The sequence below is a fragment of the Pseudarthrobacter sp. GA104 genome (assembly GCF_009741265.1).
Lineage (GTDB): Bacteria > Actinomycetota > Actinomycetes > Actinomycetales > Micrococcaceae > Arthrobacter.
On record NZ_WOWL01000001.1, the window covers coordinates 2,812,807 to 2,830,576 of the forward strand.

The 17,770-nt window shown below is 66.4% G+C and carries 16 protein-coding genes and 1 riboswitch; of the genes, 12 read left to right on the forward strand and 4 right to left on the reverse strand.

Annotated features, from left to right (window positions below):
- Positions 1-75 precede the first annotated feature (75 nt).
- Both GK109_RS12795 and GK109_RS12800 read left to right on the forward strand, forming a co-directional pair.
- Positions 76-1,062 (forward strand): ornithine cyclodeaminase family protein, encoded by a 987-nt coding sequence (locus GK109_RS12795; protein ID WP_157240914.1) that lies wholly within the window; start codon positions 76-78, stop codon positions 1,060-1,062.
- A 42-nt stretch (positions 1,063-1,104) separates the two neighbouring features.
- Positions 1,105-1,773 carry a GntR family transcriptional regulator gene (locus GK109_RS12800; RefSeq protein ID WP_157240917.1) on the forward strand — a complete coding sequence of 223 codons (669 nt, stop codon included), beginning with the start codon at positions 1,105-1,107 and terminating at the stop codon, positions 1,771-1,773.
- 32 nt (positions 1,774-1,805) lie between these two features.
- Here GK109_RS12800 and GK109_RS12805 read toward each other — a convergent pair whose 3' ends face one another.
- The gene (locus GK109_RS12805) at positions 1,806-2,165 is read right to left on the reverse strand and encodes a VOC family protein (protein ID WP_157240920.1); all 360 of its coding nucleotides are present in this window, start codon (positions 2,163-2,165) and stop codon (positions 1,806-1,808) included.
- Between the two features lie 94 nt (positions 2,166-2,259).
- Here GK109_RS12805 and GK109_RS12810 point away from each other — a divergent pair, with 94 nt between their 5' ends.
- The 10 genes from GK109_RS12810 (at position 2,260) to purU (ending at position 14,823) form a co-directional block, all read left to right on the forward strand.
- Positions 2,260-2,559, forward strand: coding sequence for a hypothetical protein (locus GK109_RS12810; RefSeq protein ID WP_157240922.1), 300 nt, complete (start codon positions 2,260-2,262; stop codon positions 2,557-2,559).
- Between the two features lie 167 nt (positions 2,560-2,726).
- A riboswitch (glycine riboswitch) is annotated at positions 2,727-2,824 on the forward strand.
- A gap of 160 nt (positions 2,825-2,984) precedes the next feature.
- Complete coding sequence (gene gcvP, locus GK109_RS12815) at positions 2,985-5,837, forward strand: aminomethyl-transferring glycine dehydrogenase (RefSeq protein ID WP_157240925.1); 2,853 nt, start codon at positions 2,985-2,987, stop codon at positions 5,835-5,837.
- Between the two features lie 10 nt (positions 5,838-5,847).
- Complete coding sequence (gcvT, locus tag GK109_RS12820) at positions 5,848-6,969, forward strand: glycine cleavage system aminomethyltransferase GcvT (RefSeq protein ID WP_157240927.1); 1,122 nt, start codon at positions 5,848-5,850, stop codon at positions 6,967-6,969.
- A 195-nt stretch (positions 6,970-7,164) separates the two neighbouring features.
- Positions 7,165-7,548, forward strand: a complete 384-nt coding sequence (gene gcvH / locus GK109_RS12825; RefSeq protein WP_157240929.1) for a glycine cleavage system protein GcvH — start codon at positions 7,165-7,167, stop codon at positions 7,546-7,548.
- The gene (glyA, locus tag GK109_RS12830) at positions 7,545-8,879 is read left to right on the forward strand and encodes a serine hydroxymethyltransferase (protein ID WP_370460576.1); all 1,335 of its coding nucleotides are present in this window, start codon (positions 7,545-7,547) and stop codon (positions 8,877-8,879) included. The genes gcvH and glyA overlap by 4 nt, the downstream gene beginning before the upstream one ends.
- A gap of 163 nt (positions 8,880-9,042) precedes the next feature.
- The gene (locus GK109_RS12835; RefSeq protein ID WP_157240931.1) at positions 9,043-10,482 is read left to right on the forward strand and encodes an L-serine ammonia-lyase; all 1,440 of its coding nucleotides are present in this window, start codon (positions 9,043-9,045) and stop codon (positions 10,480-10,482) included.
- Positions 10,483-10,506: 24 nt separating this feature from the next.
- Positions 10,507-11,526 carry a lipoyl synthase gene (lipA, locus tag GK109_RS12840; RefSeq protein ID WP_157240933.1) on the forward strand — a complete coding sequence of 340 codons (1,020 nt, stop codon included), beginning with the start codon at positions 10,507-10,509 and terminating at the stop codon, positions 11,524-11,526.
- A 54-nt stretch (positions 11,527-11,580) separates the two neighbouring features.
- A complete protein-coding gene (locus tag GK109_RS12845; protein WP_157240936.1) occupies positions 11,581-12,432 on the forward strand; it encodes a methylenetetrahydrofolate reductase in 852 nt (283 codons plus the stop codon).
- Positions 12,422-13,888 (forward strand): D-serine/D-alanine/glycine transporter, encoded by a 1,467-nt coding sequence (cycA, locus tag GK109_RS12850; RefSeq protein ID WP_323058033.1) that lies wholly within the window; start codon positions 12,422-12,424, stop codon positions 13,886-13,888. Before GK109_RS12845 ends, cycA begins: the two co-directional genes overlap by 11 nt.
- Entirely contained in the window at positions 13,885-14,823 is a 939-nt protein-coding gene (gene purU / locus GK109_RS12855; protein WP_157240938.1) for a formyltetrahydrofolate deformylase, read from the forward strand. The genes cycA and purU overlap by 4 nt, the downstream gene beginning before the upstream one ends.
- 287 nt (positions 14,824-15,110) lie before the next feature.
- Here the strand turns inward: purU and GK109_RS12860 are convergent, their stop codons facing one another.
- The 3 genes from GK109_RS12860 to GK109_RS12870 form a co-directional block, all read right to left on the reverse strand.
- Complete coding sequence (locus GK109_RS12860) at positions 15,111-15,278, reverse strand: hypothetical protein (RefSeq protein ID WP_157240941.1); 168 nt, start codon at positions 15,276-15,278, stop codon at positions 15,111-15,113.
- 200 nt (positions 15,279-15,478) lie between these two features.
- Positions 15,479-15,901, reverse strand: a complete 423-nt coding sequence (locus GK109_RS12865) for a universal stress protein (RefSeq protein WP_104999110.1) — start codon at positions 15,899-15,901, stop codon at positions 15,479-15,481.
- A gap of 233 nt (positions 15,902-16,134) precedes the next feature.
- Positions 16,135-17,718 carry an HNH endonuclease signature motif containing protein gene (locus tag GK109_RS12870; protein WP_157240943.1) on the reverse strand — a complete coding sequence of 528 codons (1,584 nt, stop codon included), beginning with the start codon at positions 17,716-17,718 and terminating at the stop codon, positions 16,135-16,137.
- Between the last annotated feature and the right edge of the window lie 52 nt (positions 17,719-17,770).

A 17,770-nucleotide genomic window follows, 5' to 3' on the forward strand; every position in this document is an offset into this window, starting at 1 on the left:
CCTCTCAGGGCGGGGTTTCCCCGCCAACCCTGACCGCCCAAGCTAACGCCCCCTTCCATTCCGAAAGCGACCCCCATGACCCTGATCCTTAAAGCCTCCGAGCTCGAAACCCTGGCCGATATGCCCGGAACCATTGCCGCCGTCGAACGCGTCTTTGCCGGCCTGAGCCGAGGTACCGCTGTCCAGCCCGCGCCGGATTCGCTCCTCCTGCCGTCGTCGGATGCCCGGTTCCTGCCGATGGCGGCGCTGTCCGGGCCGGAGGAGCTGGCATCCGTGAAACTACTGGCGGACATCCCGTCCAACGGCGGGGCCGGCCTGCCCTCGCAGCGGTCCACCATCATGCTCGTAAGCCAGCTGACCGGTGAAACACTGGCCATCCTGGACGGTAAGGTCCCCACCCGGGTCCGTACGGCCGCTGCCAGCGCGGTGGCGACGAAGCTGCTTGCCAGGCCCGGGAGTGCCACCTTGGGGTTGGTGGGGGCGGGGGCCCTGGCGGTGGCACATGTGGAAGCCATGCTGGCCGTCCTGCCGATCAGAAATGTCCTGGTGTGGTCCCGTTCCACTGAGACGGTCGCTGCGTTCTGTGACCGGATTTCCTCATACGGGCTGCACATCACGCGGGCCGCCAGTGTGCAGGAAGTTGTTGAGAACTCGGACGTGCTGTGCACCCTCACGCCAGCGGTTGAGCCGCTGGTCAAGGGGGAGTGGTTCCAGCCCGGACTGCACGTCAACGCCGTCGGATCCCGTCCGCGGCCTGACCACCGGGAGATTGACTCAGCGGGTATGGCGCGGGCGCGGGTCTTCGTGGACAGCCTGGCCACGGCCCAAGCGAAGTCAGGGGGACTGATCGTCCCTGTGGCTGAAGGCGTCATGGGCTTTGACGATGTGGAAGCCGAACTTGGTGACGTGGCGGCCGGGATAAAAGCAGGCCGTCTGGGGGATGAGGACATAACCTTGTTCAATTCGGTGGGTATCGGCCTGCAGGACCTTGCCATCGGGAGGCTCCTGTATGACGCTGCACTCAACCAGGGGGTCGGCACCCGCGTGGAGCTGAATAACTGAGGCAGCCCGGAAGCAGGGCACTGGAACCAACAGGAGGCATCTTTGAGTACCCAGGCGGACGCACCCGCGTCTTCGGCTGATGCTACCCGTGCACGGATCCGGGAGTTGATCATCTCGGGTGACTTCGCGCCCGGTTCACGGCTCAGGGAACGCGAGCTGTCACAGGCCCTGGACGTTTCCCGGGTCCCCGTCCGCGAAGCCCTCCAGCAGCTGGAAGCCGAAGGTTTCATTGACACCTCGCCACGGCGCGGGGCCACCGTCAAGCAGATCACCCTGAGGGACGTCAATGAACTCTTTGATGTCCGGCTCAGCCTCGAGGTCCTCGCAGCGCGGCTCGCCGCCCAGGCCGCCGCCCGGGGTGAGTCCACAGCGCGCCTGCAGCACATGATGGACAAGGCCGAAGAAGCAACCCTGCGCCACGACCACACGGAGATCCCGCTCATCAACACGGCCCTGCACGCGGAGATCGTCTCGATGGGAGGCAACTCGCTGCTGGAGTACTCCATGAAGCCTCTGCTGGGCAGGATGCAGTGGCTCTTCACCCTGACCGGGCACCGTGATCCCCAGGTCCAGTGCGCGGAGCACCTGAGCCTGTGCCGGGCCATCTATGACGGCAAGGCCGAACTTGCGGCGGCGCTGGCGTTCGCCCATGTGGAGCTGGGCCGGGAACCATCACTGCAGGGGCTGGCCGGGCAACTGCCTGAAAACTGACCCGGCCGGAAGTTCAAGGTTCGACGGCGGGGCTACCGCGGACTTTTGTCAACGACGCAGAACCTGTTGCCGTCGGGGTCGGCGAGGACCACGAAATCGGGGTTCTCCGGGTACAGGTCCCAGTCGACGCGCTGGGCGCCGAGTGAAACCAGCCGTTGCACCTCGGCGCCCTGATCGTCCGCATACAGGTCCAGGTGAATGCGCGGGTGCTCCTGGACCGGCGTTTCGCTCAGCATGAGGGCGAGCTGCGCTCCCGGGCCCGAAGCCGGCACCAGGATCACCCAGGTTTCGTCCCCGGGCTCCTGCGGGACGTAGCCGAGGGCGGCGTGCCAAAAGGCGGTTGCGCGGGCGACGTCGTTGACGCCGAGGACGGTGCTGCCTATGGTCAACATCCGCCCAGCCTAAACCCGCTGCCCGGAGCCTGTCTTGCCCCGGAGCCGGACCCCTGAGCCGGACGCCGGGGGCGGCCCGGCTAGACTCGCCTGCATGGGGGACAACAACGCACCTGAAGACCGCAAAACTCCGCCGCCTGCCCGGGTTCTTGCCGCCGTCGTTCCCATCGCTGGCTTTGTGACGGTAGTGGCGGGGTGCCTCGTCGCATGGAGCAACGCAGACGCCAGCTTCGGCTGGTTCGCCTACGCGCCGCTGAGCAACCGGCTTTTCAGCGGCAGCGGCATCGCCTTGGTTACCCAAGGTACACAGATCGGCCTGGCCGTCGCCGTCGTCGGACTGCTCGTCCTGGCGTTCTGGGCGGGGTACCGGCTGGGCAGGGAAGCCTCCCGCTAGAACTTCCGGAAGCTTCCTAATTGCACTGTCTCCGTGCACCTGATGCCTTCGACCACGTCCGGCGCGTCCCGCCGTCGTAAGCCTGCCTTGGAAAGACGCGGATTTTGCATCCAGCCCCATAACCCGGTAAGGTGTGAGCCGTGTCACCGACAAGTGGCACGTGCTTATGATCTGCGGCGGGAGAGTCCTGCCGGTACGTTCTGCAGGCGCCGTAGGAGCAAATCCTCCCCAGGAATCTCTCAGGCCCACGTACCGCCGCGGCAAGGCAACTCTGGAAAGCAGTCCGGGCAACCGGGCTCACCGACGGTGCAAGTGGCGCCCCGCTGAACAGCAGGGCAACGCAAAACTCTCAGGTCCAATACAGAGCGGGGAGGAACCCGAATCAAAGTGGCACCGGTTGCCACCTGAATTATGGAGTTCCTCTCATGACGGTTCAATCGTCCCCAACCACCTTCGCAGACCGCCATATCGGCGCGCGCCGCCAGTCCGACATCGACACCATGCTCAAGGCCGTCGGCTACGACACCCTTGATGGCCTCGTGGACAGCGCAGTTCCGGATTCCATCCGCCAGGACAAGCCGCTCACCCTTGAGGGCGCCCTCAGCGAAGTGCAGGTCCTCGCCGAGCTCCGCAAGCTGGCCGGCAAGAACAAGATGGCCGTGCAGATGATCGGCCAGGGCTACTACGACACCGTGACCCCGCCGGTGATCCGCCGCAACATCCTTGAAGCCCCCGCCTGGTACACCGCCTACACCCCGTACCAGCCCGAGATTTCCCAGGGCCGGCTCGAGGCGCTGCTGAACTTCCAGACCATGGTCCAGGACCTCACCGCGCTCCCGGTGGCCAACGCCTCCCTCCTCGACGAAGCCACCGCCGTCGCCGAAGCCGTGCTGCTGATGCGCCGCGCCAACAAGTCCAAGACTGCGAAGGACGGCAAGACCGTCCTCGACGCCGACCTCCTGCCGCAGACCATCGCCATCGTGCTGGGCCGCGCCGAAGCCCTGGGCTTCGAGGTGGAAATCGCAGACCTCACCAACGGACTTCCCGACGGCGACATCAACGGCGTCGTCCTGCAGCAGCCCGGCGTCTCCGGCCGCGTCTGGGACCAGTCCGCCGTCATCGCCGAAGCCAAGGAGCGCGGCGCGCTGGTCACCGTCGCTGCCGACCTCCTGGCACTCACCCTCATCACCCCGCCGGGCGAGCAGGGCGCGGACATCGCCGTCGGCTCCACCCAGCGCTTTGGCGTGCCGTTGTTCTTTGGCGGACCGCACGCCGCCTACATGGCCGTCCGCGACGGCATGGAACGCACCCTCCCCGGCCGCATCGTGGGCGTTTCCAAGGACAACGCCGGCGTCCCCGCCTACCGCCTGGCACTGCAGACCCGCGAGCAGCACATCCGCCGCGAGAAGGCCACGTCCAACATCTGCACCGCCCAGGCGCTGCTGGCCATCGTCTCCTCCTTCTACGCCGTCTACCACGGCCCCGACGGCCTGAAGGCGATCGCCGAGACTGTCCACAACAACGCCCGCGCCCTGGCCGCCACGCTGAAGACCGCCGGCCGCGAACTGGTGTCCGACACCTTCTTCGACACCCTCACGGTCAGTGTTCCCGGCAAGGCCGCCAAGGTGATCACCGCCGCCGAAGCCCGCGGCATCAACCTGCGCCTCATCGACGCGGACACCGTTGGCGTGTCCGTTGATGAAACCACGACGCCGGAGGTCCTCGCCGCGGTTGCCGTCGCCTTTGGCGCCGGTCCGGTTGTGTCCGGTGAGGGCTTCGAGCTGCCCGAATCGGTGCTGCGCACCTCCAGCTACCTGCAGCACCCGGTGTTCAACACGCACCGTTCCGAGACCCAGCTGCTGCGCTACATCCGCCGCCTCTCCGACCGGGACCTGGCACTGGACCGCACCATGATCCCGCTGGGCTCCTGCACCATGAAGCTGAACGCCACCGCCGAGATGGAAGCCATCTCCTGGCCGGAGTTCGCCTCCATCCACCCGTTCGCCCCCGACTCCCAGACCGAGGGCTGGCGCGAACTGATTGCGGGCCTGGAAGCCGACCTCGCCGAAATCACCGGCTACGACCAGGTATCCATCCAGCCCAACGCCGGCTCCCAGGGCGAGCTCGCCGGCCTGCTGGCGATCCGCGGCTACCACCACTCCCGCGGGGACCAGCAGCGCAACGTCTGCCTGATCCCGGCATCGGCGCACGGCACCAACGCCGCCTCCGCCGTGCTCGCGGGCATGAAGGTTGTGGTTGTTGCCACCGCTGCAGACGGCACCATCGACCACGCCGACCTGCAGGCCAAGATCGAGGCCCACAAGGACGTCCTCTCGGCCATCATGATCACGTACCCGTCCACGCACGGCGTGTACGACTCCGATGTCCGCGAGGTGTGCGACGCGATCCACGCCGCCGGCGGCCAGGTGTACGTTGACGGCGCCAACCTGAACGCACTTGTAGGCCTCGCCCAGCCGGGCAAGTTCGGCGGCGACGTCTCCCACCTGAACCTGCACAAGACCTTCTGCATCCCGCACGGCGGCGGCGGACCCGGCGTCGGCCCGGTTGCTGCCAAGGCACACCTGGCACCGTTCATGCCGGGCGACGCGAACAAGGCCGCCCATGAAGCCGGGCATGGCGTCGCGATTTCCGCTTCGCGCTTCGGCTCCGCCGGTGTGCTCCCGATCTCCTGGGCCTACGTGAAGCTGATGGGCGGGCAGGGCCTGACCGAGGCCACCAAGTCCGCGCTCCTGGCTGCGAACTACGTCGCAGCCCGCCTGGACGAGCACTTCCCGGTCCTCTACACCGGTGAAAGCGGCCTCGTTGCGCACGAGTGCATCCTTGACCTGCGCGAGCTGACCGCCCGCACGGGTGTCACGGCCGAGGACGTGGCCAAGCGGCTCATCGACTTCGGCTTCCACGCCCCCACGCTGTCCTTCCCGGTGGCGGGCACCCTGATGGTGGAGCCCACCGAGTCCGAGGACCTCGCGGAGATCGACCGCTTCATCGAAGCCATGATCACCATCCGCAAGGAAATCGACCAGGTGGCCGCCGGCGACTTCACCGTTGAGAAGTCCCCGCTGCGCAACGCACCCCACACGGCCGCCGCCGTCGTCTCCTCTGAATGGGACCGGACGTACCCGCGCGAACAGGCCGCCTTCCCGGTGGCATCGCTCCGGCAGGACAAGTACTTCCCGCCCGTCGGCCGCATCGACGGCGCGGCAGGGGACCGCAACCTGGTCTGCTCCTGCCCGCCTCTTTCCGAGTTTGAGAACTAAGGATTCCGTGATGACTGAGAACTACACCGCGCTCTATGAGCAGCACAAGATTGCCGGCGCATCCTTCACCGACTTCGGCGGCTGGCAGATGCCCCTGAAGTACAGCTCCGAGCTGGCCGAACACCACGCTGTCCGCAACGCCGCCGGACTGTTCGACCTCTCCCACATGGGCGAAGTTTGGGTTACCGGCCCGGATGCCGCAGCCTTCCTGGACTACGCCCTGGCCGGCAAGCTGTCCGCGGTTGCCGTGGGCAAGGCCAAGTACTCGCTGATCTGCCAGGAAGACGGCGGCATCATCGACGACCTCATTTCCTACCGGCGGAGTGAAGACAAGTACCTTGTGGTGCCCAACGCCGGCAACGCTGCGGTGGTTGCCGCAGCGCTGGCTGAGCGGGCTGCCGGCTTCGAAGTCACAGTGAAAGACGTTTCCGCCGAGACCTCCCTCATCGCGGTGCAGGGACCGAACGCCGAGGCCATCCTGCTGACGCTCGTTCCTGCGGATCAACACTCCCTGGTGACGGAGCTGAAGTATTACGCGGCCGTCGAGGTGGAAATTAACGGGCAGGACCTGCTGCTGGCCCGCACCGGGTACACCGGCGAGGACGGCTTCGAGATCTACATCCCCAATGAGGACGCCGCCGGTCTGTGGGACGCGCTGCTGGAAGTTGGTGCCGGCCACGGGCTCATCCCCGCAGGCCTGGCCTGCCGCGACTCGCTCCGCCTCGAAGCGGGCATGCCGCTCTACGGCAACGAGCTCTCCCGCGAAGGCAACCCCTACGCAGCCGGCCTGGGCCCCGTGGTTTCGCTGGCCAAGGAATCCGACTTCGTGGGCAAGGCCGTGCTCGCCGAACTCAAAGCACTCGGCGCAGGCTCCACGTCCGGCCGCAAGCTCGTGGGACTCAAGGGCCTGGGCCGCCGCGCCGGCCGCAGCCACTACCCGGTCCTCAAGGACGGCAACGTCGTGGGCGAGGTGACGTCCGGCCAGCCTTCACCCACCCTCGGGTACCCGATCGCGATGGCCTACGTCGACGTCGAACACTCCGAACCCGGCACCGCCCTGGACATCGACCTCCGCGGCAAGCCGGAGCCCTTCGAAGTAGTAGCACTCCCGTTCTACAAGCGCCAGAAGTAACGCCCGCCCCGGCGGGGCTGACATCCTCTGCATGCTGCTCCTTCGTCGCTTTGACGCATGCTGCCGGATGCCAGCCTCGCCGGCCCTCGACGCTCTCTCACTTGATGCGGGTTTTGGGCCGCCGCTCTCTCACTTGATGCGGGTTTTGGGCCGACGCTCTCTCACTTTCTCAAACACGAACCTAAGGAAAAACACATGGCAAAAGTTGCTGCTGAACTGAAGTACTCCGCCGAGCACGAATGGGTTGCTGCTGACGGATCCGGGCCCACCGGCGTCGGGATCTCGGCTGTGGCTGCCGAAGCCCTCGGCGACATCGTGTACGTGGACCTCCCCGAGGTTGGCTCCACCGTGACCGCGGGGGAGACCTGCGGCGAGGTGGAGTCCACCAAGTCCGTCTCCGACCTCTACGCTCCCGTCACCGGCGAAGTTGTCGAGATCAACGACGAAGTGGTCTCCGACCCCGCCCTGATCAACAACGATCCCTACGGCGCCGGCTGGCTCTTCAAGGTGGCCGTCACCGAAGAAGGCCCGCTGATGTCCGCTGAGGAATACGCGGCAGCCAACGGCGGCGAACTGTGAGCAGCGCGGCAGCAGGCACCGGTACAGTGACGGCCTTCGAGCAGGTGGTTTCGCCGAGTCTCGACGCGGACCTCTCCACCCTGGACCCGGAGATCGCCGCGAAGATCGACGACGAACTCACCCGCCAGCGCGACGGCCTGGAGATGATCGCCTCCGAGAACCACACCGCCGTGGCCGTCATGCAGGCGCAGGGCTCGGTGCTGACCAACAAGTACGCCGAGGGCTACCCGGGCAAGCGCTACTACGGCGGCTGCGAACACGTGGACGTCATCGAACAGCTCGCCATCGACCGGATCAAGGCGCTCTTCGGCGCGGGGTTCGCCAATGTGCAGCCGCACTCCGGCGCCCAGGCCAATGCCTCGGTGATGCACGCGCTGATCAAGCCGGGCGACACCATCATGGGCCTGAACCTTGCCCACGGCGGGCACCTCACCCACGGCATGAAGATCAACTTCTCCGGCAAGCTCTACAACGTGGTCCCCTACGGCGTCCGCGAGGACACCCACACAGTGGACATGGCCGAGGTGGAGCGCCTGGCCCAGGAGACCAGGCCGGCGCTGATCGTGGCCGGCTGGTCCGCCTACGCCCGGCAGCTGGACTTCGCCGAGTTCCGCCGCATCGCTGATTCCGTGGGCGCCTACCTCATGGTGGACATGGCGCACTTCGCCGGGCTCGTGGCCGCCGGCCTGCACCCGTCGCCGGTGCCCCACGCGCACGTGACCACGTCCACCACGCACAAGACCCTCGCCGGTCCGCGCGGCGGCATCATCCTGACGAACGACGCCGACATCGCCAAGAAGATCAACTCGGCTGTGTTCCCCGGACAGCAGGGCGGACCGCTGGAGCACGTGATTGCGGGCAAGGCCGTGGCGTTCAAGATCGCCGCGTCCGCCGAGTTCAAGGAGCGCCAGCAGCGCGTCCTTGCCGGCGCCCGGATCCTCGCCGAGCGCCTGGTCCAGCCGGACGTCACGGCCAAGGGCATCAGCGTGGTCTCCGGCGGCACCGATGTGCACCTGGTCCTGGTCGACCTGCGCAACTGCGAGCTCGACGGGCAGCAGGCCGAGGACCGCCTCGCGGCCATCGACATCACCGTCAACCGCAACGCCGTCCCCTTCGACCCGCGGCCGCCGATGGTGACCTCCGGCCTCCGGATCGGCACGCCTGCCCTGGCCACCCGCGGGTTCGGCGAGGACGCCTTCCGCGAGGTCGCGGACATCATCGCCGAGGCATTGACGGCCGACGCCGACGCCGACCTTTCGGGGCTGCGTCACCGCGTCGAAGCCCTCGCCAAAGCCCACCCGCTCTACCCGGGCGTCGCACCACTGTCCTGACCTCGGTTGCGTCCGCGACGGCGGACCGGACTTTTCACGCGTGCTGGCTCGTTCCTCGCCTCTGACGCACGCTTCCGAAAAGCCCGGCTCCGCCGGCGCTCGTGCCCATGTCACCTTGGTGACGCTCCACCCACCCATTACACGTCTCGTTAGGAATCCCACCATGGCCGTTGGCGTCTTTGATCTGTTTTCCATTGGGATCGGACCCTCGAGTTCTCATACTGTGGGGCCGATGCGGGCTGCTGCTGTTTTTGCTGAGGAGCTCAAGGGTTCCGGGGTGCTGGCGGAGGTGGCGTCGTTGCGGGTGGATTTGTATGGGTCGTTGGCGGCGACGGGCCACGGGCATGGGACGATGACGGCCATTTTGCTGGGTTTGGAGGGGTTTCATCCGGAGTTGATTTTGCCGGAGGAGGTGGAGGAGCGGCTGGCGGCGATCGCGGAGACGGGGTTGCTGCAGCTGGCCGGTGCGGTGGCGTTGCCGTACGGGGTGAAGGATATGGTGCTGCGGCCGTTGACTGTCCTGCCGCGGCACACGAACGGGATGACGTTCACGGTCTCCGACGCGGCCGGGAAGGTTTTGCATGCGGCGACGTTCTTTTCGGTGGGCGGCGGGTTCATTGTCCGTGAGGGCGAGGAGGACGCGGCCCAGCTGGAGCTGGAGGAGTCCAAGAAGGAGCTGCCGTTGCCGTTCCGGACCGCGGCGGAGTTGCTGGAGCATTGCCGGGAGACCGGGCTGGGCATCAGTGATGTGATGCGGGTGAACGAGGAGGACAGCCGCACCCCGGGGGAGATCCGGGCGGGCCTGCTGCACATCTATTCGGTGATGGAGGGGTGTGTGGCCGCGTCGCTGAAGCGTGAGGGGGTGCTGCCGGGCGGGTTGAAGGTCCGCCGCCGGGCCCCGGACTGGTATGACCGGCTGCGGAAGGAAAGCGCCCGGCCGGCCGGGTCCGAGGACGAAGGCGACGGGGCCGGGGAGTTTCATGATCCGAAGTATTGGCAGGAGTGGGTTAATTTGATCGCTCTGGCGGTCAATGAGGAGAACGCCTCGGGCGGGCGGGTGGTCACGGCGCCGACGAACGGGGCGGCGGGGATCATCCCGGCGGTGCTGTATTACGCGCTGCATTTCGCGCCGGGGATGGAGAACGCGTCCCGGGTGGACCGGGAGGATGTGGTGGTGAAGTTCCTGCTCGCCGCGGGCGCGGTGGGGGTCCTGTACAAGGAGCAGGCGTCGATTTCGGGGGCTGAGGTGGGCTGCCAGGGCGAGGTGGGCTCGGCGTCGTCGATGGCCGCCGCCGGGCTGGCGGAGGTGATGGGCGGGACTCCGGCGCAGGTGGAGAACGCCGCGGAGATCGCGATGGAGCACAACCTGGGCCTGACCTGTGATCCGATCGGGGGCCTGGTGCAGGTGCCCTGCATTGAACGGAACGCGATCGCGGCGGCGAAGGCGATCAACGCGGCGAAGATGGCGCTCTGGGGCGACGGTTCGCACCGGGTTTCGCTCGATGAGGTCATCGTGACCATGCGGGAGACCGGCAAGGACATGAGCTCCAAATACAAGGAAACGGCCATGGGCGGCCTCGCCGTCAACGTCGTCGAATGCTAGTCGAATGCAAAAGGAAGAACACTAATGACATTGGCACCTGAAGGCCGGAAGCTTTTGCGCGTTGAACAGCGCAACTCGGCTGTCCCGGTGGAGCGGAAGCCGGACTGGATCAAGGCCAAGGTCCAGATGGGCCCGGAGTTCGTCCAGCTCAAGAACCTGGTCAAGAAGGAAGGCCTGCACACGGTGTGTGAGGAGGCCGGCTGCCCCAACATCTTCGAGTGCTGGGAGGACAAGGAAGCCACGTTCCTGATCGGCGGGTCCGAGTGCACCCGGCGGTGTGACTTCTGCCAGATCGATACCGGCAAGCCCTCCCCGGTGGACAGGTTCGAGCCCACCAAGGTGGCCCGCTCCGTCCAGGCCATGCAGCTGCGCTACGCCACCGTCACCGGGGTGGCCCGTGACGACCTTGAGGACGAGGGCGTGTGGCTGTACGCCGAAACGGTCCGCAAGATCCACGAACTGAACCCCGGCACCGGGGTGGAGCTGCTGATCCCGGACTTTTCCGGCAAACCCGAACACATCGAAGCGATCTGCGACTCCAGGCCCGAGGTCTTCGCCCACAACGTGGAGACGGTGCCGAGGATTTTCAAGCGGATCCGGCCCGCGTTCCGCTACGAGCGGTCCCTGGACGTGATCACGCAGGGCCGGAACCTGGGCATGGTGACCAAGTCCAACCTGATCCTGGGCATGGGCGAGACCCGGGAAGAGATCTCCGAGGCGCTGCGGGACCTGCACGAGGCCGGCTGCGACCTGATCACCATCACCCAGTACCTGCGCCCGTCCGAGCGGCACCTGCCGGTGGACCGCTGGGTCAAGCCGCAGGAATTCGTGGACCTCCAGGACGAGGCCAACGAGATCGGCTTCCTCGGCGTCATGTCCGGACCACTGGTCCGTTCCTCCTACCGCGCCGGCCGGCTCTGGGCCACCGCGATGCGGAAGAAGGGCCGGGACATCCCCGCCGAACTCGCCCACATCGCCGACGGCATCCAGGACTCCGGCACCACCCGCCAGGAAGCCAGCTCACTGCTCGCCGCCACGGCCTGATGCGGGACCTGCCCAAGGCTGAAGCTTTCCGTACCTGATGACCAGACAGGACCAATGATGTTCCCCATCAGAATCGAAATCATCCCTTCCGAAGGAATCGTTGAGCAGGTCCAGGCCCTGGTGCCCCGGAGCACCACGCTCAGCGTCACCTGCCTGCCGCACCACGGCATCGAGCGGACCATGCGCACCGCGGTGGAGGCGGCCGACCTCGGTTATACCGTGGTCCCGCACCTGGCTGCGCGGAGCATCCGCAGCCGCGCCGAGCTCACCGAGATCATCCGGGGCTGCAACGCCGCCGGCATCGGCGAGGTGTTCGTCATCGGCGGCGACCGGAAACAGCCGGCAGGCACGTACGACTCCGCCCTTCCGGTACTGGAAGACATCGCCCAGTACACCGGCGGGACCATGCGGGCCGGAGTTGCCGGCTATCCCGAGGGCCATCCGGTGGCCAGCCCCCTGGACCTGCTGGACGGCTTGCTGGCCAAGCAGCACCTGGCCTCGCATGTGGTCACCCAAATGTGCTTCGACCCGGGAAGAATCCATGACTACGCGGCACTTTTGCGCCGCGAAGGCGTACGCCTGCCCGTCTGGGCGGGCGTGGCGGGGTCCGTCCCGCGGACGAAACTGGTGGCACTCGCCACGCAGATCGGCGTCGGAAGTTCCCTGAAATTCCTCAGCCGCAAGGGCCCGCTGGCCCGCAAACTCCTGAGCGGGGACCGCTACTCGCCGGACAGCCTGATCACCGGGCTGGCAACACAGCCGGGCAACATTGCCGGCATCCACCTTTACAGCTTCAACAGCCTTGCTTCGGCGCCGGACTATGGCGTCCACCCAGCGCCGGAACAGGCATCCCCTTCCGCAGCACTCCACCCAGCATTGATTCGAGGAGCAGCACGTGACCACTAAATCCACTACTTCCCACCAGGAGCCGCATCTCGAGCGGCAACTCACCAACAGGCACATCCAGCTGATCGCCATTGGCGGCGCCATCGGCACCGGCCTGTTCATGGGCTCCGGCAAAACCATCTCCGCGGCCGGGCCGTCCGTCATCTTCGTCTACATGATCATCGGCTTCATGCTGTTCTTCGTCATGCGGGCCATGGGCGAACTGCTGCTGAGCAACCTGAACTACAAATCCTTCAGTGACTTCGCCGCGGACCTCCTCGGCCCCTGGGCGGGTTTTTTCACCGGCTGGACCTACTGGTTCTGCTGGGTGATCACCGGAATCGCGGACGTCATCGCGATCGCCGGCTACTCCAAGGAGCTCTGGCCGGGGCTGCCGCTCTGGATCCCGGGCCTGGCCACCGTGGCCATCCTGCTGCTCCTGAACCTCGTCACCGTGAAGGCGTTCGGCGAGACCGAGTTCTGGTTTGCCCTGATCAAGATCATCGCCATCGCGGCGCTGATCATCGTGGGCATGTTCATGATCTTCACGGGCTTCCAGTCCGACGCCGGCCCTGCCACCTTCACGAACCTGTGGAGCCACGGCGGCATGTTCCCGAACGAGTTCATGGGTTTCGTGGCCGGCTTCCAGATTGCGGTGTTCGCGTTTGTGGGCATTGAACTGGTGGGCACCACGGCAGCCGAGGCCAAGGACCCGGAGAAGAACCTGCCCAAGGCCATCAACTCCATCCCCATCCGCGTGCTGCTCTTCTACGTTGGCGCCCTCATCGTCCTGATGTCCGTCACCCCGTGGACCCAGTTCCAGGCAGGCCACAGCCCGTTCATCGCCATGTTCTCCCTGGCCGGCCTCGGCGCTGCAGCCACCGTGGTGAACCTGGTGGTGCTCAGCTCCGCCATGTCCTCGGCCAACTCCGGCATCTACTCCACCTCCCGCATGGTGTACGGGCTGGCCCAGGAGGGCGACGCGCCGTCGGCGTTCGGTGCCCTGTCACGCCGCAAGGTCCCGCAGAACGCGCTGTTCCTCTCCTGCGTCCTGCTGCTCTCCGGGGTGGTGCTGATGTACGCAGGCCAGGACATCGGCAAGGCCTTCGACATGGTGACCACCGTGTCCGCCGTCTGCTTCGTGTTCGTCTGGTCCATCATCCTGGCCAGCTACCTGGCGTTCCGCCGCCGCCGCCCGCACCTGCATGAGGCATCGAAGTACCGGATGCCCGGCGGCGTGCCGATGGTCTGGGTGGTCTTCGCGTTCTTCGCCTTTGTCCTGTGGGCCCTGACCACGCAGCCGGACACGCTCCTGGCGCTGCTGGCCACACCGTTGTGGTTCGTCATCCTCGGCGTTGCCTGGCTGGCCATCCGCCGCCGCCCGGCCCACCTGGCAAGGTACGCGGAGTTCCAGTCAGATCTTGCCCGGGAAGCGGAAACGTCCAAGGCCCGGGAACTTGAGAAGGTGCAGAAATGAGCACGGCCACCACGCTCACCCCCAACATTCCCGCAGCCGCCCCTGCACACGATGCCGCGGACCCGGCCGCCGCCGTCGAACATGTCCTGACGGTTGACTGCGTGGAATCACCCGGGATTGTCCACGCGATCTCCGCGTTCCTGCTGGAGCAGGGGTGCGACATCATCGACATCAAGCAGTACGGTGACAAGGCACAGGGGCACTTCTTCATGCGCGTGCACTTCTCCTCCGGGTCTCCGGCCGCCCGGCAGCCCGCCGGCACTGAAGAGCTGCGCAGCGGCTTCGCCCCGGTTGCGGAGAAGTGGCAGATGAACTGGCAGCTCGAACCGCACGGCCGGAAACGCCGGGTGCTGGTGATGGTGTCCAAGATGGGGCACTGCCTCAACGACCTGCTGTTCCGGGCGCGGACGGGCGATATCCCGGTGGAGATCGTGGCCGTCGTCTCCAACCACCGCGACCAGGAGGGCCTGGTCCAGTGGCACGGCATCCCGTTCTTCCACGTACCGGTCACCAAGGACACCAAGGCCGACGCCGAGGCCCGGCTCCTGGAGCTCGTGGACGCGTTAGACGTGGAACTGGTGGTCCTGGCCCGCTACATGCAGGTCCTGAGCGACGACCTTTCAGCCAAGCTGGCGGGGAAAACCATCAACATCCACCACTCGTTCCTGCCCAGCTTCAAAGGCGCGAAGCCCTACCACCAGGCGTATGAGCGCGGCGTCAAGACCGTGGGCGCCACCGCCCACTACGTCAATGCAGAACTGGACGAGGGCCCGATCATCTCGCAGCAGGTCATCGAGGTGGACCACACGTACACTGCCGATGACCTGGTGGCCGTGGGCCGGGACGCCGAGTGCGTGGCGCTGCGGAACGCCGTTCGCTGGCACTGCGAGGGCCGGATCCTGCTGCTGGGCAACCGCACCGTCGTCCTGCGGTAGGGGAGTTCCTCCGCCGAAACAGGCCAAGGCGGAAGGCTGACGGAAGCGGACGACGGCGGGACCTCCCGCCGTCGTCCGCTTTCCTTTGGCAGGGGGATCGGTGGTTGACCTGCCCGCCCGCAAACGGCAACGATGGGTATGGCGGACTTCGGTGCGGGCCGGAAACGGCGGATAACAACCTGGATTAGTGCGCTGGCCGTGTTGGGCGCATGGCTTTCGAAGTCATACCGGTGATTCAGGTGGCCCGCACTTTTCGAGCTGTGGGGCCCGGGTCCTGCTGGAGGTTGCTAGGGCCAGTCGGCAAGGCGGAACTGTAGGGGCTGCCTGATTCCGATCAGGAGTTCGCCCGTCCATTCGGCCACACTGCGCTGGCGGTCATCGGGCGGGTCTGGAATCAGGGGCTGCCGGGGGTCCTCAAACGCGTTGTCCCCTGGAGTGTCATTTGAGCTTTTCATGGTTTCCCTTTGGTGTGCCTGTGAAGCAACCCTAGGCAGGCAGCCATACCAGGGGAAGGGGGTTTATCTAGCGACAAGATAAACTTCGCAAATCTTGAGGAAAGCTCCCTTAAAGCAAACGGGCGACGGGCGGGAGGTCCCGTCGTCGCCCGTTTGCTGGCCGCTGGTCCCGGTACCTTGGCTGGCCCCGGCGGTGTTGCCTAGTCTTCGTACGTGTTGGCGATGTAGACATCGCAGGGGGCGTTGTGCGCCACACTGTTGGCCACGCTGCCCAGGAGACGGCCGATGCCGCGCATCCTCCGGTTGCCCACCACGATCAGCCGGGCGTCCAGGCGCATGGCTTCCTTGATGAGGGAATCGGCGGGTTTTCCGCGGGCGGCGAAGTGGGTGACCTCCACCCCCGGCCGCGTGTCGGCCAGTGACTTCGCGACGTTTTCGGAGGCATCGGAGTTCCAGACCCTCACCTCGTCCGAGCCGACGCCGAAGGTCTCGGAACGGTCGACGTCGAATGCGGTCACCACGTGAAGCGAAGCTCCCAACGCCTTTGCAAGGTCCAGCGCCTTCTCGGCGGCCTTCAATGCCGAGGGGCTGCCGTCCACCCCTACTACCACTACTCCACTCATGCTTGGCTCCTTTGCTCGTGTACTTCCAGCGTTCACTGCCCAGTCTAGGGAAGTTCGGGCTGACGCCCCCATGCCAATTTGCGGATGGCACGCGCGACTTGTTGGTTCAGGGGACGCTAGGGCCCGGCACAGCCGAACACTTTGCCAAAGAACGCCCCCGGCACGTCCGCGGCCGCTTGGGTTTCCGCTTCGGACGCAGGCCGCTGCAGGGCAGGTCTCCGCCCGGCGGCAGGTCAGGGACGGGCATGCAAGAACTTGTCTATTGCATCTTCCGCTGGGGACTGGCCGATGTAAGCAATTTCCGGAGGGCAACAAGGTGGGCCACCGCGCACAGCCTGCAGTTGAGCCGGGTTCCCTGGCCACTGTGGTGGTTCCCAGTCGTGGTGTTCGGGCTTGTAGTGGCGGCCGGTGGGTGAGGTCCAGCCGGGTGGCTGGGTTTTGGTGCCGGGGGTGGGTTTCCAGCGGCTGTTGTGTTTGAGGCGGTGGTGTTTGGGGCAGAGTTGGGCCAGGTTGCTGATTCCGGTGGTTCCGCCGTGGTGCCAGGCGGTGAGGTGGTCTGCCTCGTTGTCCGAAGTCCGGTTGTTGCAGCCGGGGAAGGTGCATTTTCCGTCGCGGAGGCGGAGTGCTTGTTTCATGGCTTTGGTGAGGCGGTAGCTGGTGCGGCCGATTTCCAGTGGTGCACCGTCGCGCGGGTCCACCAGGACGCGGTGGAACGAGGTGGCGCCGTCGGCGACGAGTTTGCGGGCCGTAGAGGCGGGGATGGGCCCGTAGCCGTCCAGCATTGCGGGTTCATCGGTGAGACCGAGGAGGGCGAACACCGGGACGGTGACGAGGACGTCCGCCTTGGGCGCCGGGACCTTGCCCAGACGCGCAGCGTCCCCTTCTGCCGGGGCCGCGTTTGCAGGCGCAGCGTCCTCGTCTGCTGTGTCCCTGGTGCTGGTGTTGGTGCTGCGCGTGTCCGGTGTGCTGAGCAGCAGGGCTGCGGCGGTGTCGGGGCGGAGTTGGGTGAGGGTGCGGGATTCGTTGGGGCCTTGGAGTCCGCGGGCGAGGGCGGTGGTGCGGTTCCAGATGGCGGATGCGGTGTCACCGGGGAGGTACAGCGAGAGCCAGGCCATGCCGTCGCGGTCCGGGGAATATTCCATCCGCCGGTCCGTTGCTGCCTTGGCGTGGCGCTTTTCGAGGGATTCGGGGTGGTGGCGTTCGCGCCAGGCCCGCACCTTTGCCCGGAACCGGGAGGGCACAAGGTCACCGGGTGCGGCTCCGCGGGCCGGGTGGGGCGCGTCCGCGTCCAGGAAATGGACGGCCATGGCGGCGGCGCCCGCGGGGCCGAGGCTGTGGGTTTCGTCGGCGAGGATTTTGGCGTGCTGCCAGGAGATGGTCCCGGCGGACAGGGCGTCCAGGGCCAGCGGGAGGGAGCGCAGCTGCCGGGCCTGGCTGATGAGCGCCCCGGCAGCCGGGGAGCTCACGGTCAGGACGCCGGCGATTTCCTCGATAATGGACATCTCCTGGTAGGACCTGTCCTGCAGGGAGGCGTTCGGCGGGATCATGGCGTGCTGGAGTTCGAGGATCTCCGCCCCGTCCCGGGCCTTGGCCGCGGCCAGTTGTGCTTCCAGCCGCGCTACAACCGCCAGGCGCTCCAGCCGGTTATCGATCTTCCGCTGCAGGACATCCACAACAGGGTCCGGGCCGGCGGGAGCAGCAGGACCAGCATCCAGCCGGGCTTCCTCGAGAAACAGGGCGTCAAGGGCGCCAACAGAGGCATGAATACCCTCCATCACCACCGCAGCCCCCGCGTTAGTCCCCGCGCCGTTTCCCATACCTATATCGTCGCGGGAGGGTCTGACATTTTTCTGCGCGTGCGTTGTTAAG